This window comes from Neisseria bergeri (genome assembly GCA_003044455.1).
GTDB classification, from domain to species: domain Bacteria; phylum Pseudomonadota; class Gammaproteobacteria; order Burkholderiales; family Neisseriaceae; genus Neisseria; species Neisseria bergeri.
This window is the reverse complement of the sequence record POWY01000001.1, coordinates 480961-503398: the sequence shown is the minus strand read 5'-3', so window position 1 is coordinate 503398 and position 22438 is coordinate 480961. Positions and strand designations below refer to the sequence as shown.

General features: G+C 50.5%; 25 protein-coding genes, 2 tRNA genes and 1 pseudogene. 12 read left to right on the top strand and 16 right to left on the bottom strand.

The window, feature by feature from the left end; translation table 11 throughout:
* Window positions 1-282 precede the first annotated feature (282 nt).
* A complete protein-coding gene (locus DBY86_RS13545) occupies window positions 283-513 on the top strand; it encodes a hypothetical protein (protein WP_107818869.1) in 231 nt (76 codons plus the stop codon).
* Window positions 514-700: 187 nt separating this feature from the next.
* Complete coding sequence (yciA, locus tag DBY86_RS03020; RefSeq protein ID WP_002230436.1) at window positions 701-1147, top strand: acyl-CoA thioester hydrolase YciA; 447 nt, start codon at window positions 701-703, stop codon at window positions 1145-1147.
* A 50-nt stretch (window positions 1148-1197) separates the two neighbouring features.
* Here the strand turns inward: yciA and DBY86_RS03015 are convergent, their stop codons facing one another.
* On the bottom strand, window positions 1198-2019 hold the full coding sequence (locus DBY86_RS03015; protein WP_107818834.1) for an SDR family oxidoreductase: 822 nt from the start codon (window positions 2017-2019) through the stop codon (window positions 1198-1200).
* Window positions 2020-2133: 114 nt separating this feature from the next.
* On the opposite strand from DBY86_RS03015, the gene DBY86_RS03010 reads away from it, so the two are divergent.
* Both DBY86_RS03010 and DBY86_RS13270 read left to right on the top strand, forming a co-directional pair.
* The gene (locus DBY86_RS03010; protein ID WP_107818833.1) at window positions 2134-2592 is read left to right on the top strand and encodes a cytochrome c; all 459 of its coding nucleotides are present in this window, start codon (window positions 2134-2136) and stop codon (window positions 2590-2592) included.
* 5 nt (window positions 2593-2597) lie between these two features.
* Window positions 2598-2750 carry a hypothetical protein gene (locus tag DBY86_RS13270; RefSeq protein ID WP_199901020.1) on the top strand — a complete coding sequence of 51 codons (153 nt, stop codon included), beginning with the start codon at window positions 2598-2600 and terminating at the stop codon, window positions 2748-2750.
* On the opposite strand, the gene lst is transcribed toward DBY86_RS13270, so the two are convergent.
* Window positions 2747-3862, bottom strand: coding sequence for an N-acetyllactosaminide alpha-2,3-sialyltransferase (gene lst / locus DBY86_RS03005; protein WP_107818832.1), 1116 nt, complete (start codon window positions 3860-3862; stop codon window positions 2747-2749). The genes DBY86_RS13270 and lst overlap by 4 nt on opposite strands.
* A 330-nt stretch (window positions 3863-4192) precedes the next feature.
* On the opposite strand from lst, the gene DBY86_RS02995 reads away from it, so the two are divergent.
* A complete protein-coding gene (locus DBY86_RS02995) occupies window positions 4193-6418 on the top strand; it encodes an NADP-dependent isocitrate dehydrogenase (protein ID WP_107818831.1) in 2226 nt (741 codons plus the stop codon).
* Window positions 6419-6560: 142 nt separating this feature from the next.
* Window positions 6561-6866: a hypothetical protein gene (locus DBY86_RS02990; RefSeq protein WP_107818830.1), complete on the top strand. Its 306-nt coding sequence runs from the start codon at window positions 6561-6563 to the stop codon at window positions 6864-6866.
* 329 nt (window positions 6867-7195) lie between these two features.
* On the opposite strand, the gene DBY86_RS02985 is transcribed toward DBY86_RS02990, so the two are convergent.
* The 6 genes and pseudogenes from DBY86_RS02985 to dut all read right to left on the bottom strand — a co-directional run bounded on the left by DBY86_RS02985 (window position 7196) and on the right by dut (window position 10291).
* Window positions 7196-7285 (bottom strand) — tRNA-Ser (locus DBY86_RS02985).
* Window positions 7286-7360: 75 nt separating this feature from the next.
* Window positions 7361-7451 (bottom strand) — tRNA-Ser (locus DBY86_RS02980).
* An 82-nt stretch (window positions 7452-7533) separates the two neighbouring features.
* Entirely contained in the window at window positions 7534-8313 is a 780-nt protein-coding gene (gene yaaA / locus DBY86_RS02975; protein WP_107818829.1) for a peroxide stress protein YaaA, read from the bottom strand.
* Between the two features lie 48 nt (window positions 8314-8361).
* Window positions 8362-8496: pseudogene (locus DBY86_RS12860) on the bottom strand (IS5/IS1182 family transposase); the annotation flags it as partial.
* A 79-nt stretch (window positions 8497-8575) separates the two neighbouring features.
* The gene (gene dapC, locus DBY86_RS02970; protein ID WP_107818828.1) at window positions 8576-9763 is read right to left on the bottom strand and encodes a succinyldiaminopimelate transaminase; all 1188 of its coding nucleotides are present in this window, start codon (window positions 9761-9763) and stop codon (window positions 8576-8578) included.
* Between the two features lie 75 nt (window positions 9764-9838).
* Window positions 9839-10291, bottom strand: coding sequence for a dUTP diphosphatase (gene dut, locus DBY86_RS02965; RefSeq protein WP_107818827.1), 453 nt, complete (start codon window positions 10289-10291; stop codon window positions 9839-9841).
* A gap of 144 nt (window positions 10292-10435) precedes the next feature.
* On the opposite strand from dut, the gene DBY86_RS02960 reads away from it, so the two are divergent.
* Entirely contained in the window at window positions 10436-11146 is a 711-nt protein-coding gene (locus DBY86_RS02960; protein ID WP_159068536.1) for an AzlC family ABC transporter permease, read from the top strand.
* The gene (locus tag DBY86_RS02955) at window positions 11143-11451 is read left to right on the top strand and encodes an AzlD family protein (RefSeq protein WP_107818826.1); all 309 of its coding nucleotides are present in this window, start codon (window positions 11143-11145) and stop codon (window positions 11449-11451) included. The genes DBY86_RS02960 and DBY86_RS02955 overlap by 4 nt, the downstream gene beginning before the upstream one ends.
* A 70-nt stretch (window positions 11452-11521) precedes the next feature.
* Here the strand turns inward: DBY86_RS02955 and DBY86_RS02950 are convergent, their stop codons facing one another.
* From DBY86_RS02950 to dnaB, 6 genes are all read right to left on the bottom strand, one after another.
* Window positions 11522-11995 carry a PilX family type IV pilin gene (locus DBY86_RS02950; RefSeq protein WP_199901026.1) on the bottom strand — a complete coding sequence of 158 codons (474 nt, stop codon included), beginning with the start codon at window positions 11993-11995 and terminating at the stop codon, window positions 11522-11524.
* Window position 11996: 1 nt separating this feature from the next.
* Window positions 11997-12596, bottom strand: a complete 600-nt coding sequence (locus DBY86_RS02945) for a pilus assembly PilX family protein (protein ID WP_107818824.1) — start codon at window positions 12594-12596, stop codon at window positions 11997-11999.
* A complete protein-coding gene (locus DBY86_RS02940; protein WP_107818823.1) occupies window positions 12575-13561 on the bottom strand; it encodes a PilW family protein in 987 nt (328 codons plus the stop codon). Before DBY86_RS02940 ends, DBY86_RS02945 begins: the two co-directional genes overlap by 22 nt.
* Window positions 13558-14169, bottom strand: coding sequence for a type IV pilus modification protein PilV (pilV, locus tag DBY86_RS02935; RefSeq protein WP_107818822.1), 612 nt, complete (start codon window positions 14167-14169; stop codon window positions 13558-13560). The genes DBY86_RS02940 and pilV overlap by 4 nt, the downstream gene beginning before the upstream one ends.
* A 28-nt stretch (window positions 14170-14197) precedes the next feature.
* A complete protein-coding gene (locus DBY86_RS02930; RefSeq protein WP_107818867.1) occupies window positions 14198-14863 on the bottom strand; it encodes a pilus assembly FimT family protein in 666 nt (221 codons plus the stop codon).
* Between the two features lie 154 nt (window positions 14864-15017).
* A complete protein-coding gene (dnaB, locus tag DBY86_RS02925) occupies window positions 15018-16424 on the bottom strand; it encodes a replicative DNA helicase (protein WP_107818821.1) in 1407 nt (468 codons plus the stop codon).
* Window positions 16425-16585: 161 nt separating this feature from the next.
* Here dnaB and DBY86_RS02915 point away from each other — a divergent pair, with 161 nt between their 5' ends.
* The gene (locus tag DBY86_RS02915; RefSeq protein WP_025457173.1) at window positions 16586-17167 is read left to right on the top strand and encodes a superoxide dismutase; all 582 of its coding nucleotides are present in this window, start codon (window positions 16586-16588) and stop codon (window positions 17165-17167) included.
* A gap of 64 nt (window positions 17168-17231) precedes the next feature.
* Here the strand turns inward: DBY86_RS02915 and DBY86_RS02910 are convergent, their stop codons facing one another.
* Window positions 17232-17564, bottom strand: a complete 333-nt coding sequence (locus DBY86_RS02910) for a general secretion pathway protein GspG (protein ID WP_107818820.1) — start codon at window positions 17562-17564, stop codon at window positions 17232-17234.
* A 333-nt stretch (window positions 17565-17897) separates the two neighbouring features.
* On the opposite strand from DBY86_RS02910, the gene cysT reads away from it, so the two are divergent.
* From cysT to DBY86_RS02895, 3 genes are all read left to right on the top strand, one after another.
* Window positions 17898-18734 (top strand): sulfate ABC transporter permease subunit CysT, encoded by an 837-nt coding sequence (cysT, locus tag DBY86_RS02905; RefSeq protein ID WP_107818819.1) that lies wholly within the window; start codon window positions 17898-17900, stop codon window positions 18732-18734.
* Window positions 18735-18866: 132 nt separating this feature from the next.
* A complete protein-coding gene (gene cysW / locus DBY86_RS02900) occupies window positions 18867-19727 on the top strand; it encodes a sulfate ABC transporter permease subunit CysW (RefSeq protein ID WP_107818818.1) in 861 nt (286 codons plus the stop codon).
* Window positions 19724-20797 (top strand): sulfate/molybdate ABC transporter ATP-binding protein, encoded by a 1074-nt coding sequence (locus DBY86_RS02895; protein WP_107818817.1) that lies wholly within the window; start codon window positions 19724-19726, stop codon window positions 20795-20797. The genes cysW and DBY86_RS02895 overlap by 4 nt, the downstream gene beginning before the upstream one ends.
* A gap of 55 nt (window positions 20798-20852) precedes the next feature.
* On the opposite strand, the gene ilvA is transcribed toward DBY86_RS02895, so the two are convergent.
* The gene (gene ilvA, locus DBY86_RS02890; protein ID WP_107818816.1) at window positions 20853-22379 is read right to left on the bottom strand and encodes a threonine ammonia-lyase, biosynthetic; all 1527 of its coding nucleotides are present in this window, start codon (window positions 22377-22379) and stop codon (window positions 20853-20855) included.
* Window positions 22380-22438: the final 59 nt, after the last annotated feature.

Here is a 22438-nt window from a genome sequence, read left to right as displayed (position 1 = left end):
ACAGGCGCGGGGCGGGCGCAGGGAAATGCCCGAACCGTCATTCCCGACAACACCGTAATCTTGAAACCCGTCATTCCCGCGCAGGCGGGAATCCAGACCTGTCCGCACAGAAACTTATCGGATAAAAACAGTTGCCCAAACCCCGCGTTCTAGATTCCCACTTTCGTGGGAATGACGGGTTCAGTTGCGTAGGACTGAGTCGTCGAAAGTGGCGGATTCGATGGATTCAATGAAAACGGTAGAAATGTTGGATTGATGGAAATGGCGGACTGAAGCCCACCGATTCATCGACTCCAACGCTTCCGATGCTTCCAACGGTTTCAGACGGCATTTTTTACACAATTCCCGCCATTTCCTGTCATTCCCGACAACACCGTAATCTCGAAACCCGTCATTCCCGCGCAGGCGGGAATCCAGACCTGTCCGCACAGAAACTTATCGGATAAAAACAGTTGCCCAAACCCCAAGATTCTAGATTCCCACTTTCGTGGGAATGACGGTTCAGTTGCATAGCAACTGTATTTTTCACCCCGTCGGGCAAAAATACAGTTGCTACGGCCCCGCCCTACAATGCGCCTTGCGAATCTGTCCCGCGCCCGCCCTTGTATGTCTCAAATGGGTTAAACTACGTACTTCCCGACTTCCCGTTTCGGGCAGGGGTGCAGGTCCGATTTATCTTTCAATAAAACAAGGAAACTTTATGCAGCACGAAGAAGGCAACCGCCAACGCCCTCAAGGCGAACTGCTCCTGCGTACCGTCGCTATGCCGCGCGATACCAATCCCAACCAAGACATTTTCGGCGGCTGGATTATGTCGCAGATGGATTTGGGCGGCGGCATATTGGCGGCGGAAATCGCGCGGGGGCGCATCGTTACCGTCGCCGTTCAGGAAATGAACTTCATCCGCCCGGTCAAGGTCGGCAACGTCGTCTGCTGCTACGGGCATTGCGTCCGCGTGGGCAATACTTCCCTCCAGCTTAAAGTGGAAGTCTGGGTGAAAACTTTGATGAACGATTGCGTTACCGAAGACCGCCACCTCGTAACCGAGGCGGTGTTCACTTATGTCGCCATCGATGCGGAAGGCAATCCGCGCCCGATTCCGAAAGAAGGCAACCCCAAATTGTCGGGCTTATTGCCTACTCCGTAAAAATACCCGTAAAAATGCCGTCTGAAACTGTCTTCAGACGGCATTCCGTATCATTTGAACCAAGACCTGATGCGGGAAAACAGCGACATACTCTGTTTTTCAAAGTCTTCCCGCACTTCCGGCACGGCTTTTTTTATCACCTTCATTCCTGCAAAAGTCTGCACCACGGGCATGATTTCAATCGTGTTCACATTCATATGCGCCGGCCGACGGTACAGCCACAATGCGGTTTCCGCAATATCTTCGGGGCGGATAAATTCCACACCCTCATACACGCCCACCGCCTTCTCGTCATCGCCTTTGAAGCGCACATTGGAAAACTCCGTATTGCCGCACAAACCCGGCTCGATATTGGTAACGCGGATGTTCTTATCCGCCAGCTCCGCGCGCAAATTCAGGCTGAACTGCCGCACAAACGCCTTGGTTGCCCCGTAAACGTTGCTGCCGGCGTAAGCATAATTGCCCGCAATCGAACCCAAATTCATCACATAACCGCCGCCGCGTTCAACCATTTGCGGCAAAATCTTGCGCGTTAGAAACGTCAAACCCAAAACATTGGTTTGAATCATTGTTTCCCAATCTTCAAAATCCGCCTTGTCCGCCGTGTCCAAACCCAAAGCCAGCCCGGCATTGTTGATGAGGCAGTCGATGTCGGAAAATTCATCGGGGATGCCGTTTAAGGCGTTTTCCACCGACTCGCGGCGCGACACGTCCATTTCCAAAGGGTAAAACAAAGCACCCAATTCATCCGCCAAGGCCTGAAGCCTGTCCGCACGACGCGCCGCACCGATAACGCGGTATCCCGCCCCGACAAACGCGCGGCACATCGCTTCGCCGAATCCTGCCGAAGCACCGGTAATTAAAACAGCCATTGTTTTTCCTTTCTTTCTCGTTTCCCAAACCTGTTTCAGGTATCATAGCGCCCTTCAGACGGCATGACCGCCTGATTCAAAACAACCATACCACCACAACAGGACACATTCAACATGAAAACCCAAATCAGCCTTGCTGCCGCCGCCATCACACTGCTCCTTTCCGCCTGCGGAAACGGCGGCGCGCCCGCACAGCCCAAAGGCGAAATTTCCGAAAACCGCACCGCCGCGTTCAAATCCATGATGCCCGAATTCACACGCATGGGCAAAATGGTCAAAGACGAAGAACCTTACGATGTCGAAAAATTCAAACAGGCGGCGGCGGCGTTTACCGAAAGCAGCAAAAAACCGTTCACGCTTTTTGAGTCCGATCCCAATGGCAACGGGCGCGCCCTGCCCGCCGTTTGGTCGGATGGTGCAAAATTTGAAGCCGAAAAAACAAAATTCGCCGCCGCCGTCGAAAAACTCAACGCCGCCGCCCAAACCGGCAAACTGGACGAAATCAAAGCCGCCTACGGCGAAACCGGCGCAAGCTGCAAATCCTGCCACGACAGTTTCCGCGCGCCGGAATAAAAACCATGCCGTCTGCACCTCCTTCAGACGGCATTTTCTTTGTCATTTCAGCACGCGCAAAGCAATCGGAAATGATCGTCAATTCAAAAAATACGCGATATCCTGATTTTTGCCTTACTTACTCCGCCATCTTCTATTTTGATTTGCTATGCGATTAATCTTTATCGTCAAATGTCAAAATTGGGATGCCGGATTGGGTAAACAGGGCATAAACGGGCTTGAGCCAATAATCTTCCGGAAGGGAAGCCGGTTTCAATGCGTAAACGTGCACATTGGGAAAATCCTTCATCGTCAACGCCGCGCCGCTGAAAAAGGTATAAATTTCATACCTCGTATGCGGGTTTTTCTTAATTTCGCGCAAAATATAGTCTTCGATGACATAGGGCGAATTTAATGCGGTTACGCCGGAAAGCCCGTAGGTTTGGCGGGGATGCGGCGCGACATATTGTATGTTGAAATCTTTTGCCGCCTTTTCCGAAATTTCCTTCATTTCTTTGTCGGGCGAACCCAAAAGTATCCGCACCGTGCCGCCCGTTTCATCCCCCGCCTTCAGTTCGGACGCATCGAACAGCGGCAGGTAAGTCATCTTGCGGCGGCCGTCGTCCATAATGTTTTTCAAACCCTTGAATATCGTGTAATGCTCGTCGGAAGCATTACGGGTTTTGGCGATGCTCCAATCTCCGATCATCATCCGGGCAAAATTCCGCTTGATCGTCCCGTTTACAGAAAACTCATCACCCAAATAGCTGCTGCTTTGAATTAAATTGCCTGTCCCGTCGTCAAAGGTTTTGATTTCCGCATCCGGGTAAGTGCTCAAAAAGGCGGCAATGCTGACTTTTTCCAAACTTGCCAAATAAATCCGCTTGACCTTCGGCAGCAGCATCGACTTTACCTTCAGCTCCGCCATCGTCGGAATGAAATCAAACGATTTGTTCAAACCGTAGGGCAGGTAGAAAAAATACGCCCGCTCCGCCTTATCCTTTATCTGATTGAAATAATAATCGTATTTTTCATTCCTGTTTTCAGACATCAGCACCACATAAAACCGCTCCCCCGGATGCTGCGCCATAATCCTTTCTGCCACCTTCATCTGCAATATGGTATAGCAGAAAATCAGATTGACCGGTTCCCCCTCTTCATTGAAGAGTTTGTCCTTCAGCAGGGAAACCGCATTCCTTTCCCCCTGATTTACCCGGTCAAATGTATAAAATATCCCGAAGCAAAAAACAATCAGGCACAACACGGTCAAACAAGCCTTTTTCAAGCCCATATCCCTAAAACTCCATTCCGACAAATTAAACATACGCCCCGAGTGTCCCGGGGCGGAAAAATGCGGAATTTTAGCAGATATTCCGACAGTTACCGAATATTAAAAATCAATTTCACCGAAAATGTGCCGCCTCATATCAGGCACAGCACCTCCGACACCGCCGCCAAACGCGGGAAAACCATTTCCCCCTTCCTTTCACGCCGCCGCGTTCAAACACGCCAAGATCGAACAAAGCGCGAACAAAGCCGCCAAAATATGCCATAATAGCCGCGCACATTCCCCGCGCAATGTGTTCCAAAAGAAAAAACCAACCTACAAGAGAATAATCCTATGACTCAAAAATCCACCATTGTTTATACCCATACCGACGAAGCCCCCGCGCTGGCGACCCAATCGCTGCTGCCGATTGTGCAGGCGTTTGCCCGCCACGCCGATATTGATGTCAAAACTGCCGACATTTCCCTGTCCGGCCGTATTTTGGCGGCATTCCCCGAATATCTGACCGAAGCGCAGCGCGTACCCGACGCGCTTGCCGAATTGGGCGAACTGGTGAAACAGCCCGATGCAAACGTAATCAAACTGCCGAACATCAGCGCGTCCGTACCGCAACTGACCGCCGCGATTAAAGAATTGCAGTCTAAAGGCTTTGCCGTCCCCGATTATCCTGCCGACCCTCAAACCGATGAAGAAAAAGCCGTGCGCGAACGCTACGATCGCATCAAAGGCAGCGCGGTAAACCCTGTCCTGCGCGAAGGCAACTCCGACCGTCGCGCCCCTAAAGCAGTGAAAAACTTTGCCAAAAAAAATCCGCACAGCATGGGTGCATGGACCAAAGACTCCAAAACCCACGTTGCCACCATGCAAAACGGCGACTTTTTCCATAACGAACAATCCGTTACCGTACCCGATGCGACTTCCGTATCCATCGTGTTCACCGACAAACAAGGTAACAAAAAAGAGCTGCGCGAGCCTGTTGCCCTGAAAGCCGGCGAAATCATCGACGCGACCGTAATGAGCAAAAAAGCCCTGCTCGCCTTCCTTGCCGAACAAGTGAAAGACGCGAAAGCAAAAGGTGTATTGTTCTCGCTGCACATGAAAGCCACGATGATGAAAGTGTCCGACCCGATTATCTTCGGACATGCCGTCAAAGTATTCTTTGCGCCTGTATTTGAAAAATTCGGCGACAAACTGGCTGCCGCAGGCGTCAACGTCAACAACGGCTTCGGCAACCTGCTTGCCAATCTGGACAAACTGGATGCGGACACCCGTGCCACCGTTGAAGCTGAAATCGCTGCCGTTTACGCCGCCAACCCTGATTTGGCGATGGTTGATTCCGATAAAGGCATTACCAACCTGCACGTTCCCAGCGATGTCATCGTTGATGCTTCTATGCCTGCGATGATTCGTAACTCCGGCCGTATGTGGGATAAAGACGGTAAAGCGCAAGACACCAAAGCCGTCATTCCGGACAGCAGCTATGCTGGTGTTTACCAAGCAACCATCGATTTCTGCCGCGAACACGGCGCATTCGACCCGACAACCATGGGTACTGTGCCCAACGTCGGTCTGATGGCGCAGGCAGCCGAAGAATACGGTTCGCACAATAAAACTTTCGAAATCGAAGCCGACGGTCAGGTTCAAGTCATTGATGCGGCGGGAAAAGTCCTAATGCAGCACGACGTTGAAGCCGGCGACATCTGGCGTATGTGCCAAACCAAAGACGCTCCGGTTAAAGACTGGGTACAACTTGCCGTCAACCGCGCCCGTCTGAGCAACACGCCAGCCGTATTCTGGCTCGACGAAAACCGTCCGCACGACAAGAGCCTGCTCGCCAAGGTTAAAACCTACCTTGCCGAACTGGATACCAACGGTCTCGACATCCGTGTCCTCGCTCCTGAAGAAGCCGCTAAATTCAGCTTGGGCCGTCTGAAAAACGGCGAAGACACCATCTCTGTAACCGGTAATGTCTTGCGCGACTACCTGACCGACTTGTTCCCAATTTTGGAACTGGGTACCAGCGCGAAAATGCTGTCTATCGTTCCATTGATGAATGGCGGCGGTATGTTTGAAACCGGCGCGGGCGGTTCTGCACCGAAACACGTCCAACAATTCCTCGAAGAAAACCACTTGCGCTGGGACTCATTGGGCGAATTCCTCGCACTCGCCGTATCGTTTGAACATCTGGCGCAAAAAACCGGCAACACCAAAGCCCAAGTCCTCGCCGACACGCTGGATGCTGCTACCGAAAAACTGTTGTTGAACGACAAATCGCCTAAACGCAAAGCTGGCGAACTCGACAACCGCGGCAGCCATTTCTACCTCACCCTCTACTGGGCGCAAGAATTGGCGGCGCAAGACAAAGATGCCGAACTGAAAGCCGTATTTGCTCCATTGGCAGCCGCTTTGACTGCCAACGAAGCCAAAATCGTTGAAGAACTCTCTGCCGTACAAGGCAAAGCGGTCGACATCGGTGGCTACTACGCAGCCAATCCTGAAAAAGCGACACAAGCGATGCGTCCAAGCGCAACCTTTAATCAGGCACTAAGCACCTTATAAGCACAAAAGTAAAAATGCCGTCTGAACATTTATCGTTCAGACGGCATTAGTTATTCCTATCTGCCTGATTATGATTAAACGCAACACTCATTGATTATAAATAATATAATCTTTAGTTTTTACCCTAGGAAAAGACAATAATATGAAAGCTATTCCAACTATCCTGATCGGCAGTGCTCTTTTAGCAACCATCCTTCCTGCATCTGCACACGGCATGCATAAGAGTAAACCCCTGACTATGGACGAGCTGCCGCCGATTTGCCAACAATATTTCAAACGCGCCGAAACCTGTTACAACAAAGCCGGAAACAAGGCAGATTTCGCACGCAACAACACCAAATTCCTATTCCAAGCCCTGCCTGCCGCCGATTTGGGACAACGTAAGCAAATGTGCCAAATCGCTATGGATTCGTTTGCAGAAAAAACCCGCAATCTGAATTGCGAATAAAGCCGCATCAGCAATAGCAATGCCGTCTGAAACTAAGGTTCAGACGGCATTCTCACATCAAAACGCACCGGCTTAATAAAACCCGCCTTCCCCGCATCCCTAACCCGAACAGGATTAAACGGAGTAACGGTTTCGACCATTATGGCAAGTTCCCACTTTAAAAAATAACCATATAAATTAATACCATAAAACATTGATAAAAAGCGTCTGCCGATTGCGGTTTGTTGCGGATAGTTGCGATAAGTCGACATAATCCGATGATTTTTATATGGTAATTGACACAACTTGAACAAAAAAGAACCGCCCTGAATCAGGGCGGTTATGTTTTCTGGCGGAAACGGTGGGATTCGAACCCACGGAGGATTTGCACCCTCAGCGGATTTCGAGTCCGCTGCATTCAGCCTCTCTGCCACGTTTCCGATAATGCAGTAAAACCAAATAAAAATACAATATTTGCTACTATTGCATTCTTATTTGGTTCTACTCTCAAGAAATGGCGGAAGCGGTGAGATTCGAACTCACGGAGGGCTATCAACCCTCGACGGTTTTCAAGACCGTTGCATTAAACCGCTCTGCCACGCTTCCGTCTTCTTGAAGAGTAGGAATAATAATGAAGTTTATACATTTTGCCAAGCACTTTTTTCGGAAAATACTTAATTTATTGTTTTCACTTTATTTGTTCCGAACGCATAAACACCCATTCGCTTTCATTGGAAGCCGCGTCATTGAATGCGTAGCCTTCGTAATTAAAATTTTTCAGCATTTCAGGGTCGGTAATATGATGTTCTGCCGCATAGCGCACCATTAATCCGCGCGCGCGCTTAGCATAGAAACTGATAATTTTATATTTGCCGTTTTTTTCGTCTTTAAATATCGGGGTAATCAGCCGCGCCCGAAGTTTTTTCGTGTTGACGGACTTGAAATATTCCTGTGAGGCAAGGTTGACAAGCGTATTGCTGCCTGCTTGGGCAAGCGTGTCATTTAAAAGGTTGGTAATGATGTCGCCCCAAAACTCATACAAATTCTTGCCGCGCAAATTGGCGAAGGGCGTTCCCATTTCCAGGCGGTAGGGCTGCATTAGGTCTAATGGGCGCAGAAGACCGTACAAACCAGAAAGCAGACGGATATGGTTTTGTAGATAGCGTATCTGTCCAATATCCAATGTGTTTGCATCCATACCTTCGTAAACATCGCCGTTGAACATAAAGACCGCCTGTTTGGCGTTTTCCGGCGTAAACGGCGTGTGCCATTCTGCATTGCGCTGCGCGTTTAAGAGGGCAATTTTGTCGGAAACGTGCATCAGTTCGGCAATCTGTTGCGGAGCAAGCTCGCGCAGCTGCTGCATTAGAATTTCGGACTCTGCCAGCAGGTCGGGTTGGGTAAACTCGCTGACAGGGGCAGGGTCTTTTTCGTTAAGGTTTTTCGCAGGGGAAAGGACAAAAAACATAATCTGCTCGGTATTGTGTAAAACACGGGGATTTTAAGTTTAAACGTGTTTGCGGGCAAGCCGATTAAAAGTGAAGTATAGTGGATTAAATTTAAACCAGTACGGCGTTGCCTCGCCTTGCCGTACTATCTGTACTGTCTTCGGCTTCGTCGCCTTGTCCTGATTTAAATTTAATCCACTATAAATACCGTTACAGCAAATTCAACCGTAAAATATTGAAAAATGCCGTCTGAACAAAAGTTCAGACGGCATTTTTTATTCTTTACCGATATAGGGAAACAATGGTTTCCGCAGCTTTAACACAACTTGCAACATCTGCAACCAAGGCAATACGGACATAACCTTCCCCGGGATTACCCTGTTCGGTATCCCGTGCCAAAAAGCGTCCGGGCAATACTTGGATAGCGGCTTTTTTCCATAAATTGCGTGCAAATGCCAAATCGTCGCCATCGGGGACTTTCAACCAGATGTAAAACGAGGCATCCGGTAATTTAACGTCAAATACCTGTCGCAAAATGGGAATAACGCGCTCAAATTTTTCCTGATACATACGGCGGTTGTCGATAACGTGCTGTTCGTCATCCCAAGCGGCAATGCTTGCGCGCTGCACGGGAATGCTCATTGCACTGCCGTGATAGGTTCTGTAAAGCAGAAAGTTTTTAAGCAGTTCGGCATCACCGGCGACAAAACCGGAACGCAGGCCCGGAACATTGGACCGCTTGGACAAACTGGTGAACATAAGCAGTTTTTGCCTGCTTCGACCCGACTGTGCAGCGGCTTGCAGGCAGCCCAAAGGTTTGTTGCCGTCGAAATAGATTTCGGAATAGCATTCATCCGAGGCAATAATGAAACCATATTTGTCTTGCAAATCAAAAACTTCTTTCCATCCGTCCAAATCCAGCACGCTGCCGCTGGGGTTGTTGGGCGAGCAGACGAACACCAGTTTGGTGCGTTTCCAAACCTCTTCGGAAATACTGCGCCAATCAGGGTTGAAAGACGGCGCGGGGCAATTGGCAAAATGGATTTCACCGCCGCCCAAAAGTGTCGCACCTTCGTAAATCTGATAAAAGGGATTCGGGCTGACGATTGCGGGTTTGATGCCGTCTGAAACAGGATCCAACACGGTTTGAACAAAAGAAAACAACGCTTCCCTGCTGCCTAAAACCGGCAGAATTTCATTATCCGCATCCACTGTCAAACCATCGTAACGGCGTTTTAACCAGTTTGCACACGCCTGACGCAGTTCAGGCAAACCGGCCGTCAGCGGATATTTTTCCAACTCGTGCAATGAGGCGGTCAGCGCATCCGTAATGACTTTCGGTGTCGGGTGTTTCGGTTCGCCGATATGCAGTGGGACGGCTTCCAGACCTTCGGGCGCGGAAATGCCCTGCATCGCTTCACGCAGTCGGGCAAAGGGATAGGGTTTGAGCTGCTTGAGTAAGGTATTCATGATTTTCTCCGGTTGTCGGTATATCGGAAGATATGCCGTCTGAACCTGACGTGCTCTTCAGACGGCATTTTATATTCAATGCAAACCCGTACTGCCGAAACCGCCTTCTCCCCGGCTGCTTCCGACAAATTCTTCGACACGTTTGAAACGCGCCTGCACGATTGGCACGACAACCATCTGCGCGATACGCTCGAACGGCTTGACGGCAAATGGCTCGCTGCTTCTGTTCCATAACGACACCTTCAATTCCCCCTGATAATCGGAGTCGATCAAGCCGACCAAATTGCCCAAAACAATACCGTGTTTATGCCCCAATCCGGAACGGGGAAGCAAAACGGCGGCGTATGCGGGATTCGCCAAATAAACTGCCAAACCTGTCGGTACAAGCAACGTTTCGCCCGGCTGCAAAACGACTTCCTCATCCAAACAGGCGCGCAAATCCAAACCTGCAGAACCCTCCGTTGCATAGGCAGGGATAAAATCCGCCATCCTCTCGTCCAATACTTTCATTTCTACTTCAATATTCATTGCCTTACTCCCACATACGGTCGGTCTGTCTAAAGATGGAGAATTATACACAAGCCGTGTTTACACTGAAACACGGCAAATCGGTTTTGTTTTGAAATCCGTTGCCAGTGTATAATTCCCGCCCTTCCGGTTATGAAGACGAACATTATGCACACACCTTCCCCGCATAACGAATTTATACGCGGCATCAAAGAAAGTTCGCCCATGCTGATTGGGCTTTTGCCCTGGGCATTAATACTCGGTATGCAGGGTGGGCAAAAAGGCATGAGTTGGCTGGAGATGTTGCTGATGACCGGTATGAATTTTGCCGGAGGCTCCGAATTTGCAACGGTCAACCTGTGGGCGGAACCTCTGCCGATACTGCTTATCGCCACCGTAACCTTTATGATTAATTCGCGGCATATCCTGATGGGGGCGGCACTTGCCCCGCACCTGAAAGGAATACCGCTGAAAAAAGCCGTGCCCGCACTGTTTTTTATGTGTGATGAAAGCTGGGCGATGGCATTCTCCGAAATCCAAAAACGGAAAGCAGCCGGTTTGCCCGTATTCAATATGCCTTTTTATATGGGCGTATGCTTTATCCTCTACATTACCTGGATAGGGTTTGCCGCCCTCGGCGCGGCAGTAGGGCCTGTGTTCGGCAATGTGGCCGCTTGGGGATTCGGTATGGCGTTTCCTACCGTATTTCTGGTTTTATTGAGAGGGATGTGGAAAGGTTTTTCCGCATCAAGACCATGGTTTGTCAGCCTGATTGTTGCATCCGCCGTTTACCTGACCGTTGACGGCGCGTGGTATGTTCCTGCCGGCGCACTGTCCGGTCTGTTATCGGCTTATCTCTGGGGAGAACAAAAATGAAAGGTTTATTGTCGCTCCAATCATTCCTGTTGTTTGCCTCTATGCTTGCCGTTACCTACTCTACCCGGTTGATCGGCTTTTTCGCACTGCGTAACCGAACCTTAAGCCGCCGTGCCCAAACCATTATGGAAGCCGCGCCGGGCTGCGTCCTGATTTCCGTCATTGCCCCCTATTTCGTATCCGACAAGCCGCACGAACTTATCGCCATCGCGTTAACCGCCTTGGCAGCCTGCCGCTTTTCTATGTTGCCTACCGTATTGATAGGGGTCGGCTCGTCAGGCATCTTGGGCTATTTGATGACATAAACCGTTGCACTGTATTCCAAAAAAGATGCCGTCTGAAAACCGATTTTCAGACGGCATCTTCAAACCCATTCTATTTCTTACGGTTGGATAAGGCTTCACAACCACTGTCTCCAGACAACTGCTCTTTATAGGCCTTTGCCGAAGCGGCATCACGGCATTTGTATCCATCGCCCACGCTGTTCACCCATATCGACAAGGTATAACCCGTACCTGCCTTCGGAACACCGATCAACCTGTATGCCCTTGACTTGCTCGCATCAACGAATTTTCCAGAAACTGCATACTTGTCGGAAATCTTCGGATTCATCTTGTAACCGGATACGAACTGTACCAGTTCCGCTTCAAGCTGCTGATTACTTTTTCCCGGATTCTTCACAATAATCTGCCTGAAAGCATTGTTGATACCGACCATCTCTGTATAAAGCTGGGACTGATAGCCTTTTTCAATATAACTTTGATAAGAAGGTATGGCAATGACGCTGATGATGCCGAGTATCGCGACAACTATCATTACCTCAACCAATGTAAACCCTTTTTGTTCCATTTTATTGCTCATCATTATTGCTTACATAAGATTGAAGGACAACCACGGTATTGGCATTCTTACCCCAAGCCTTGGCAGTAACCCGATAAACATTTTGTCCGTTTCCATCTAAACCCAAATATTCGATAATATAGCGCGGCATTTTGCTGACACTTCCTGTGCCTTTCCCATATACCATCCCTTTATTGTCAATGCACAGGTTGGTAGAATTTACAGGGCAAAAACGCTTCACCGCTTCAACGGTAGGCTTGCCTTGCACCACAATATTGTCAAAAGCCTCTTCATTATCATTATTTGTCCGCACATTAACTGCGGTACACAGGCCGTTTTCACAGTTTTCGCTAAATGTAACCTTACTGTCCGTAGTATATTCCAAATCCAAAACCTGAAATTCGCCGTCCCGCAAAGCCGCCTCGGCTAAAGACAAAGCCAATTTCCTGTCTGATTCGTTGGCACTGATCCGCTGTTCGGTATTGTAAGACTGAGCGGCAGTCACAACCAAAAAGGCCACTACTATCATAACCATCAGCACGATAAACAGTGCGAACCCCCCCTGTCCGTCAGAAGTCGGGATTCCCATTAAAGCGTTCTGTTTGCGCATACATTTCCCCCGCGTATTGTCGCATCGATACGGTAAGCATAAATATTATTGTCTGAAGAAACGGCAATCTTGGTATTAGTACCGCTATCCAATAAAACCTCCACCCCAGCAGGCGTAACAGCATCTTTGGAGCTGTCGAATTTATCCGTATATTTGAATTTTTCCTCTTTACCGGCGTCTTCATCTTCAGGGCAGCCGTAAATATACTTGGGAGGATTGGTAGTCGGTATACTGGGCTTTTCCACGAGAAGATAGATATAGCGTACATCCATACGGGTAATCTTTTTCACGAGCAACTGGGGATTACCCCACCCGCCGCCATTATTCAATTGGAAGCGGAACAAACCCTGTTCATCACCTATTTTACCCACCGCATACGCATTGACCTGATGTCTTAATATGGAAATATTACCTTTTTGTCTCTGCTCGTCATTGCCTAATTTTTTCATTGCTTGGGATACATCTGTAACAGAAGTACCTGTAGGCTTGGCAATTTTTGAACAATTGCTGACCACGACTGTTTTACCATTACTTGAACCATCATCGATACCGTATTGGAAAATCAATGCCTTACCGGACTGGGTAAAACCCGGATAGCCGATATTTGCAGATTCCGCTACGGGGATAAGTCTATCTATGCCTTTGCTTTTTAAGGAAAAAGGAGAATTTTGTTGCGTCGTATCGGAAACAACATCAGTTGCAGGATGCTCGGACATATTGAAACAACCGAAGCTCCCCGCCATTCTTGCGTCGCGGACAATCAATGTTGCCGCATTCCGCAAATCCTGTTGCGCGGAAAGACGCTCGTTTGCCGCATCGTTTAATTTCCGAGATGTAAAGTAACTCGAACCGACCGCCATCAGGACAATCATACTGAGCAGACCCGCAACCAAGAATTCAACAATGGTAAAACCCTTCATACCATCATGACTGCCTTTGGGTACGTTTAGCATTTTACGTCTCATTCCCGACCTCCGACCCTTGCCTGATAGGTATATACGATATTGTCGCCGTTCGCTTCAAGATTCGTACGGGCGATATCTGAATCCCCTGCCGAATCATTTACCCACAATACTTTAATCAAAGTGTCCCCATTTGCCTTATTGTCGCAATTTGAAGAAAAAGTACCGCTGTCGGACAATGTCGGCGCGTTACCCGACGAATCCTTGCAGACGGCGTAATAGATACCGGCCGCATCCGGCAAGGCATTTTTCAATTCATAACCGAACCTGTCCAACTGGGCTTTTGCCAAATCCTTCTTGGTTTTCAAATTATTAAGCGTGAAATCGCCGTCGGAGGAAGAAGGGGTGTACGACCCTGTGTAAAGATTATAGTCTTTCTTGTTGCTGTCCGAATCAATGGTCGGATTCATCAACATTCCCTCCATCAGGTTTTGCGTGATTTGGCTGACGATGGTTTGCGTCTCTGCCTCCCTGACGGAAGCGACTGTCCGCAACTGCACGGACAATAGTGCCAAAATACCGATGGTCAGAACGAGCATAGCGACCAAGACTTCTATCAGCGCCATACCGGACTGGGGATTTTTCAGGCGGAAGCAATCATTATTCTTCATTTTTTATTTCCCAAACCGACTAAAACAGTCATTGATGTTGGCATACGGCACGCGTATCGTTTCTAGGGCAAACCTCAACCCTGCCGCTGCTGTCAATCAAAACCACCGCCGAACGGAATTTCTTTTCATCGGCGGAAACCGCCTTCGCATCTGTCAGCACGATTTGGATATAACCGTCGGAGTAAACAAATCTGGAAGTACGCGCGAGATTCTGATCGGGAGAATAGCCGAATGCCCCGTTTTGCTTGAAAGTCCAAACAACACGGTCGGCGGTCGGCTGAGACGAACCGAAAGCGATATGGTTGAAGGTATAATTAATCCGGCTGTCGTCGGCATCATTCAACACCACGCTGCGGAGGAAAACATCCGCCGCATCGCCGTCATATGCCTTATTGCCGTTTTTGTCGCCGAAAGCCAACACTCCCTGCCCCTTCTTGCCGAAGTCGCACTGGTTGTTGACCGTACCGTCTTTTTTAACTTGAACAGGACAGATATAGACAGGGATATTGAGCCGGACGGCTTCGCCCCTGGAGAAACGCAAAAGGTTGGCAACCTGCTCCGCGTGACTGGCAATGCGGCGGGATGCAATCCACCGGCTCATACTGGGGAGGGCTATCATCGCCATAATGGCTGCGATGACCATCACGATAAGCAGCTCTATTAGCGTGAAACCTTGTTGTTTTCGTGTACACATAAGCAATAGGACGTTAACTAGTAATGTATTTTCAATTATATGCCGTCTGAATGCAAAAATGCCTCAAGACCGCATTTTATTTTTTAGGGCAATCTCTAAGCATGATTTTAAACGATTTTGCCTGATTTCGCCTAATAAATTTTTATATAACCATTTAATCTTCTATCTTTGCCTCCTCGGGAACATAGGCAGCATTGTCGAATTTGGTAAACTGCCCCATCCATGTCAGGAAAACTTTTCCGACCGGACCGTTGCGGTGTTTGCCGATAATACATTCGGCAAGGCCTTTCATGGGTGAGTCTTGGTTGTAGTATTCGTCGCGGTACATGAACATAATCAGGTCGGCATCCTGCTCGATTGCGCCGGATTCGCGAAGGTCGGACATCATCGGGCGTTTGTCGGTACGCGATTCGACCGTCCTGCTCAACTGAGACAAAGCGATGATAGGAACCTGCAATTCTTTCGCCAACGCTTTGAGCGATCGCGAAATCTCTCCCAGCTCCGAAGCACGGTTGTCCGAACGTCCCGAACCAGACATCAGTTGCAGGTAGTCGATGACGATCAATCCCAATTTTCCGTTGAACTGACGTGCAAGACGGCGGGCACGGGCGCGCAGTTCGAGAGCAGTCAGGCCCGGGGTTTCGTCGATGTACATGGGCGCGTCGGAAAGTTTGACGACTGCCTCGTTCAACCGCCCCCAATGTTCGTCTTCCAACCTGCCTGTTTTCAGGACGCTTTGGTCTAAGCGTCCGACAGAGCCGAGCATACGCATAACCAACTGCGCACCGCCCATTTCCATCGAGAAAACGGCAACGGGCAGCTTGCCTTCTACGGCAACGTGTTCGGCAATATTGATGGAAAAGGCGGTTTTACCCATAGACGGGCGGCCGGCGACGATAATCAGGTCTCCGGGCTGAAGGCCCGAGGTTTTTTTGTCGAGGTCGATGAACCCCGTCGGCACGCCGGTTACTTCATCGGGATTGTCGCGCGAGTAGAGCATATCGATGCGCTGTACGACTTCTTTCAGCAAATCGGGCATCTCCAAAAAGCCCTGTTTGGATTTGGCGGTGCTTTCGGCGATTTGGAATACTTTGTTTTCCGCCTCGTCCAAAAGCTGACCCGCGTCCCTGCCTTGCGGATTGTATGCGCTGCGTGCGATTTCCGTCCCCACTTCGGCGAGCTGGCGCATGATGGAACGCTCGCGCACGATTTCGGCATAGCGGCGGATGTTGGCGGCAGACGGGGTGTTTTGCGCCAGCGTAATCAGATATTCAAATCCGCCTGCCGCTTCCAATTCTTCGTTCCGCTGCAAATCTTCCTGAACCGTAATCACATCTGCGGGACGGCTCTCATTGATTAATTTGGCAATGGAACGGAAAATCAGGCGGTGTTCATGCCGGTAGAAATCCTCTCCCGAAACCACATCGGCAATCCTGTCCCATGCCGGATTTTCCAGCATCAACCCGCCCAAAACGGATTGTTCCGCCTCCATCGAATGTGGAGGCAGCGACAATGCGCCGATCTCACGGTCTTCAGACGGCATGGCTGTGTAATCGTTCATGGTACATCCTATCTGTCGTGCCGAAATTGCAATCTTCTATTATAGCGTAAAGCAGGTTTAATTGGTTTCCATCCCTCAAAACAGGTAAAATATGTGCGCTGCTGAGCTATTTGCAGCACACTGCCAAAATACAACATTTAAAACAATATTAGGAGCACAAAATGGAACATAAGCTGCCGCAACTGCCTTATGAACTGGACGCATTGTCCCCGCATCTGAGCAAAGAGACTTTGGAATTCCACTACGGCAAACACCATCAAACCTACATCACCAACCTGAACAATCAAATCAAAGGCACCGAATTTGAAAACCTGCCTTTGGAAGAGATTGTGAAAAAATCTTCGGGCGGCGTGTTCAACAACGCGGCACAAACTTGGAACCACACCTTCTACTGGCTGGGTTTCACGTCCAAAGGTCAAGGCAAACCTGCCGGCGAACTGGCCGCCGCCATCGACGCGAAATGGGGCAGCTTCGAGAAATTCCAAGAAGCGTTCAATGCCTGCGCGGCCGGTACTTTCGGCTCCGGTTGGGCGTGGCTGGTAAAAACCCCTGCCGGCGGATTGGATTTGGTTTCCACTTCCAACGCCGCTACGCCGCTGACCACTGAAAACACGCCGCTGCTGACCTGCGACGTGTGGGAACACGCCTACTACATCGACTACCGCAACAGCCGCCCCAACTACCTGAAAGGTTTTTGGGAAATCGTCAACTGGGACGAGGTTGCCAAACGTTTTGCCGCATAAGCTGCAAACCGGCGAAATGCCGTCTGAACACATTTCAGACGGCATTTTTTACGGGAAATCCGAATCAATGTCCGCAGGCGCAAGCATCGCCGTGGTGTCCGCAATCTTTAGCCGCTTCTAGCCACGCGTCGTCATCGCCGTCAAACTCTTCCACTTCGTCAAACTCGCCGCGTTCCACCATCGCGCACAACTCTTCAAGGCTTTCCGCGCCTTCCACCCAAAAACAGGGAATGCCCGGCGGCGTATCGGGCGCAAGCAGTGCCGCCACGCCGTCATGCCACGCAATCCAATAACCGTTGTCTGTGCGGACGAATTGTGCGTTTTCGTTGACCGACTCGCCTTCTGTACCTTCCAGCATACGTTCCGCAATGTCCGCCTGAAAAGATAAAATCTGCATAAGTGTTCCTTTATATGATGGTTTTCCGTCAAAACAAGGCGTTATAGTGGATTAACAAAAACCAGTACGTCGTTGCCTCGCCTTAGCTCAAAGAGAACGATTCTCTAAGGTGCTGAAGCACCAAGTGAATCGGTTCCGTACTATTTGTACTGTCTGCGGCTTCGTCGCCTTGTCCTGATTTTTGTTAATCCACTATATTTTAAAACATCACGCCCGCTTGAGAAACTGCCAACCGCTTTATAACAAATTCGTCTTTGTACCAAACTTTCCATTCTTTCCGTTTTTCAGACGGCATCGTTCAAGTAATGCCTTTATTTTCCACCCTTACCGACCATGTTACTGCTCAAAACACCCGGCGTACTGCCCGGCTTCAAACTCAGCCTCGGTCTGACCGTATTGTGCCTGTCGCTTCTGGTGGTTTTGCCGTTTGCGATGATGGCGGCGAAGGCGGCGGAAATCGGCTGGGGCGGCTTTTGGAACACGATTGCCGAGCCGAACGTGTTGGCGGCGGTGTGGCTGAGTTTGCGGATGTCGTTTTATGCGATGCTGACCAATGTCGTGTTCGGCACGCTGGTGGCGTGGATGTTGGTGCGCTATGAATTTCCGGGCAAAGGGTTGGTAAACGCTTTGGTCGATTTGCCGTTTGCGCTGCCGACGGCGGTTACGGGTATCGCGTTGGCAACCCTGTATGCGCCCAACGGCTGGATAGGCCGTTTTTTCGAGCCTTTGGGTATCAAAATCGCGTTTACGCCCGTCGGTATTTGGATTGCGCTGGTCGTCGTCAGCCTGCCCTTTATCGTCCGCGCCGTGCAGCCGGTATTGGAGGAATTGTCGGGCGAATATGAGGAAGCGGCGGCGACTTTGGGCGCAAACTGCTTTACGACGTTCCGCCGCGTGCTGCTGCCGGAAATCACGCCGGCACTCTTAACTGGCGCGGGCATGATGTTCGCGCGGGCAACGGGGGAATACGGCTCGGTGATTTTTATCGCGGGCAACATTCCGATGGTTTCCGAAATCCTGCCGCTGATTATTACGGGCAAGCTGGAACAGTTCGACGTACAGGGCGCGTCGGCGGTGGCGTTGTTTATGCTGCTGGTTTCGTTTGTGATTCTGTTTGCGCTGAACATGATGCAGTGGGCGTTGGGCAGGCGTTCGGGCGCGAAGGGTTGAGGCCGTCTGAAATACCTGACCGTCATTCCCTTAATCAATAAAAGGTCGTCTGAAAACGAATCCGCTCCACGAAAACGGTTTTTCAGACGGCATCCGAACACCTTAAACAACAAACCGGGGAACACCACCGCTATGAAACCCTATTCCGCCAATCCCAACCTGACCGAACCGCGTTGGCTGCGCGTGTTGCTGACTGCTACTGCCTTGGGCTTTCTGCTGCTGATGCTGGTCGTGCCGCTTGTCGCCGTGTTTTACGAGGCACTGAAAGGAGGTTGGGATTTGTACCTGCAATCTCTGACCGATCCCGAAGCATGGTCCGCCATCAAATTAACACTGATTACCGCGCTGATTGTCGTCCCCGTCAATGCCGTCTTGGGCGTGGCGATGGCGTGGCTGCTGACCCGTTTTAATTTTCGCGGCAAGCAGTTGCTGACCACCCTGCTCGATTTGCCGTTTTCCGTATCGCCCGTGGTGGCCGGTTTGATGTTCGTCTTATTGTTCGGCGCGCACACGGCATTGGGCGGCCGGCTGGAAGCGCAAGGCATACAGATTATCTTCGCCATCCCCGGCATTGTTTTGGCAACGCTGTTCGTTACCTTCCCCTTTGTCGCACGCGAAATCATCCCTTTAATGCAGGCGCAGGGCGACAGCGAAGAACAGGCGGCATTGATACTCGGCGCAAGCGGCTGGCAGATGTTTTGGCGCGTTACCCTGCCCAACATCAAATGGGCGTTACTCTACGGCATCATCCTCACCAACGCCCGCGCGATGGGCGAGTTCGGCGCGGTCAGCGTGGTATCGGGACACATACGCGGCGAAACCAACACCGTCCCGCTTTTGGTCGAAATCTTCTACAACGAATACAACTTCACCGGCGCATTCGCCCTCTCCGGCGTATTGGCACTTTTAGCACTGGCGACGCTGGCGGTGCAGAACATCATTACCAAATTACAAGATAAAAAACTCGCCGCCGCCGAAAGGAACGCAGCATGAGCATCACTATTCAAAACTTAAACAAACACTTCGGAGCGTTCCACGCGTTGAAAAACATCAACCTCAACGTCCCCACCGGAAAACTCGTTTCCCTGCTCGGCCCGTCCGGCTGCGGCAAAACCACACTTTTACGCATTATCGCCGGACTGGAAAACGCCGACGGCGGCAAGATTCTGTTTGACGGGCAAGACGTAACCGCCAAGCACGTCCGCGACCGCAAAGTCGGCTTCGTGTTCCAACACTACGCCCTCTTCCGCCATATGAACGTGTTTGACAACGTCGCTTTCGGTTTGACCGTATTACCCAAGTCCGAACGCCCGTCCAAAGGACAAATCCGCGCCAAAGTCGAAGAATTGCTGAAACTCGTACAACTCTCGCATTTGGCAAAATCCTATCCGCACCAGCTCTCCGGCGGCCAACGCCAGCGCATCGCCCTTGCCCGCGCGCTTGCGGTCGAACCGAAACTCCTGCTTTTGGACGAACCCTTCGGCGCGTTGGATGCCAAAGTACGCAAAGAATTACGCACCTGGTTGCGCGACATTCATCACAACTTGGGTGTAACCAGCATTCTGGTGACGCACGACCAAGAAGAAGCCCTCGAAGTTTCCGACGAAATCGTCGTGATGAACCACGGCAAAATCGAACAAACCGGCAGTGCCGAAGCCATTTACCGCAAACCTGAAAACGCCTTCGTTACCGAGTTTTTAGGCGAAACCGACGCATTTGAAGGACGCATCGAAAAAGGCTTCTGGCATTACAACGGCTTCGCGTGGAAATTGGACGCGCAATACAAATGGCAGGAACAAACCGCCACCGGCTATATCCGCCCGCACGAATGGCAGCTTGCCGCCGAAAACGAAACCCCGATGATTTGTACCAAAATCGAAAAAATCCACGCCGTCGGCGCATTGACGCACGTTTTGGTGAAACACGGCAAACAGGACGTGCATATCACGCTGGCTGGCAGCGATGCCGCGCGTTACCCAATCGCCGAAGGCAAAGAATTAAACTTAATTCCGAAACAGGTTTATGTCTTCTCTCAAAACGAGCTGATTGAATATTCGATTTAACCCTGAAAGCACAATGCCGTCTGAAAGGCTTTCAGACGGCATTGCGTGTCAAGCGTCAGGCAAGAAACAGCTTGTACGCGGCATTTTGCGTTTCCTCGTGATAGCTGTATCCCAGACTTTCCAAGAAACCGTCAAATGCGGCGGAATCGTGAGGAGGCACGTCGATACCGACCAAAATCCGCCCGTAATCCGCACCGTGGTTGCGGTAATGGAAGAGCGTAATGTTCCAACCACCCTGCATATGGTTCAAAAAGCGCGCCAACGCCCCGGGACGCTCCGGAAACTCAAAACTGACCAGACGCTCGTTTTCTACTTTGTCCGTCCGTCCTCCAACCATATAACGGATATGGATTTTGGCAATCTCATCATCGGTCAGGTCAACATTGGGCAATCCCGCCTCATCCAACCGGCTGCCGATAACCGCCAAATCCTGCGGGCCTGCCGCTTGAAGTCCGACAAAGATATGCGCTTTTTCATCATCTCCGTAACGGTAGTTGAACTCGGTAATATTCCTATTTCCCAATATATTGACAAACTTAAGGAAACTGCCGCGTTCTTCGGGAATGGTTACGGCAAAAATGCCTTCGTTGCCCTCGCCCAATTCGCTCCGTTCCGAAACGTGGCGCAAACGGTGAAAATTCATATTCGCACCGCTGGTAACGGCAATCAAGGTCTGCCCCTTGATGCCGCCGCGTGCGATATAAGCCTTCAGTCCTGCCAATGCCAACGCGCCGGCCGGCTCGGTAATGCTGCGCGTATCATCGAAAATATCCTTGACCGCGCCGCAAACCGCATCGGTATCGACCGTAATGATTTCATCCAAAAGTTCTTTGCAGAGGCGGAAGGTTTCGTTTCCGACGACTTTGACCGCAGTGCCGTCTGAAAACAGCCCGACATCTTTCAAATGGACGATTTCGCCCGCTTCGACCGACTGCTTCATACAACAGGAATCATGTGTCTGAACGCCGATGACTTTGATTTCGGGACGGACCTGTTTGATAAATGCCGCCACGCCCGCTGCCAAACCGCCGCCGCCTATCGGGACGAATACGGCGTGAATATCATCCGGATGCTGGCTGACAATTTCCATCCCCACCGTCCCCTGCCCCGCAATCACATCGGGATCGTCAAACGGTGCGATATAGGTCAGCCCTTCTTTTTCCGCCAGCTCCATCGCATAATCGTAGGCATCGTTGTATGAAACACCGCGCAAAACCACCTCGCCGCCACGGCTTTTGACCGCATCCACTTTGATTTTCGGCGTAGTCTCCGGCATAACGATAACGGCACGGCAGCCCAAACGCTGTGCGGACAATGCCACGCCTTGAGCATGATTGCCCGCGCTTGCCGCAATCACGCCGCAAGCGAGCGCATCTTTCGGCAACTTGGACATTTTGTTGTACGCACCGCGTATTTTGAACGAAAAAACCGGCTGCAAATCTTCGCGTTTCAAAAGGATGTTGTTTTTCAAACGTACAGAAAGGCTGCGTGCCGGTTCCAAAGGCGTTTCGACCGCGACATCATAGACAGATGCCGTCAGGATGCGGATGAGGTAATCGGAATAAGGAAGGGGCGTGTTCATAATTCAATATGGGATAATCGGTTTATTAAAATCGCAAAACCCAAAACCATACGCCCAAG

Excerpts from the sequence above, each read along its gene's own strand:
- yciA (WP_002230436.1), top strand. The coding sequence starts at position 701 with ATGCAGCACGAAGAAGGCAACCGCCAACGCCCTCAAGGCGAACTGCTC.
- DBY86_RS03015 (WP_107818834.1), bottom strand. The coding sequence starts at position 2,019 with ATGGCTGTTTTAATTACCGGTGCTTCGGCAGGATTCGGCGAAGCGATG.
- DBY86_RS03010 (WP_107818833.1), top strand. The coding sequence starts at position 2,134 with ATGAAAACCCAAATCAGCCTTGCTGCCGCCGCCATCACACTGCTCCTT.
- DBY86_RS13270 (WP_199901020.1), top strand. The coding sequence starts at position 2,598 with ATGCCGTCTGCACCTCCTTCAGACGGCATTTTCTTTGTCATTTCAGCA.
- lst (WP_107818832.1), bottom strand. The coding sequence starts at position 3,862 with ATGGGCTTGAAAAAGGCTTGTTTGACCGTGTTGTGCCTGATTGTTTTT.
- DBY86_RS02995 (WP_107818831.1), top strand. The coding sequence starts at position 4,193 with ATGACTCAAAAATCCACCATTGTTTATACCCATACCGACGAAGCCCCC.
- DBY86_RS02990 (WP_107818830.1), top strand. The coding sequence starts at position 6,561 with ATGAAAGCTATTCCAACTATCCTGATCGGCAGTGCTCTTTTAGCAACC.
- yaaA (WP_107818829.1), bottom strand. The coding sequence starts at position 8,313 with ATGTTTTTTGTCCTTTCCCCTGCGAAAAACCTTAACGAAAAAGACCCT.
- dapC (WP_107818828.1), bottom strand. The coding sequence starts at position 9,763 with ATGAATACCTTACTCAAGCAGCTCAAACCCTATCCCTTTGCCCGACTG.
- dut (WP_107818827.1), bottom strand. The coding sequence starts at position 10,291 with ATGAATATTGAAGTAGAAATGAAAGTATTGGACGAGAGGATGGCGGAT.
- DBY86_RS02955 (WP_107818826.1), top strand. The coding sequence starts at position 11,143 with ATGAAAGGTTTATTGTCGCTCCAATCATTCCTGTTGTTTGCCTCTATG.
- DBY86_RS02950 (WP_199901026.1), bottom strand. The coding sequence starts at position 11,995 with ATGGAACAAAAAGGGTTTACATTGGTTGAGGTAATGATAGTTGTCGCG.
- DBY86_RS02945 (WP_107818824.1), bottom strand. The coding sequence starts at position 12,596 with ATGCGCAAACAGAACGCTTTAATGGGAATCCCGACTTCTGACGGACAG.
- DBY86_RS02940 (WP_107818823.1), bottom strand. The coding sequence starts at position 13,561 with ATGAGACGTAAAATGCTAAACGTACCCAAAGGCAGTCATGATGGTATG.
- pilV (WP_107818822.1), bottom strand. The coding sequence starts at position 14,169 with ATGAAGAATAATGATTGCTTCCGCCTGAAAAATCCCCAGTCCGGTATG.
- DBY86_RS02930 (WP_107818867.1), bottom strand. The coding sequence starts at position 14,863 with ATGTGTACACGAAAACAACAAGGTTTCACGCTAATAGAGCTGCTTATC.
- dnaB (WP_107818821.1), bottom strand. The coding sequence starts at position 16,424 with ATGAACGATTACACAGCCATGCCGTCTGAAGACCGTGAGATCGGCGCA.
- DBY86_RS02915 (WP_025457173.1), top strand. The coding sequence starts at position 16,586 with ATGGAACATAAGCTGCCGCAACTGCCTTATGAACTGGACGCATTGTCC.
- DBY86_RS02910 (WP_107818820.1), bottom strand. The coding sequence starts at position 17,564 with ATGCAGATTTTATCTTTTCAGGCGGACATTGCGGAACGTATGCTGGAA.
- cysT (WP_107818819.1), top strand. The coding sequence starts at position 17,898 with ATGTTACTGCTCAAAACACCCGGCGTACTGCCCGGCTTCAAACTCAGC.
- cysW (WP_107818818.1), top strand. The coding sequence starts at position 18,867 with ATGAAACCCTATTCCGCCAATCCCAACCTGACCGAACCGCGTTGGCTG.
- DBY86_RS02895 (WP_107818817.1), top strand. The coding sequence starts at position 19,724 with ATGAGCATCACTATTCAAAACTTAAACAAACACTTCGGAGCGTTCCAC.
- ilvA (WP_107818816.1), bottom strand. The coding sequence starts at position 22,379 with ATGAACACGCCCCTTCCTTATTCCGATTACCTCATCCGCATCCTGACG.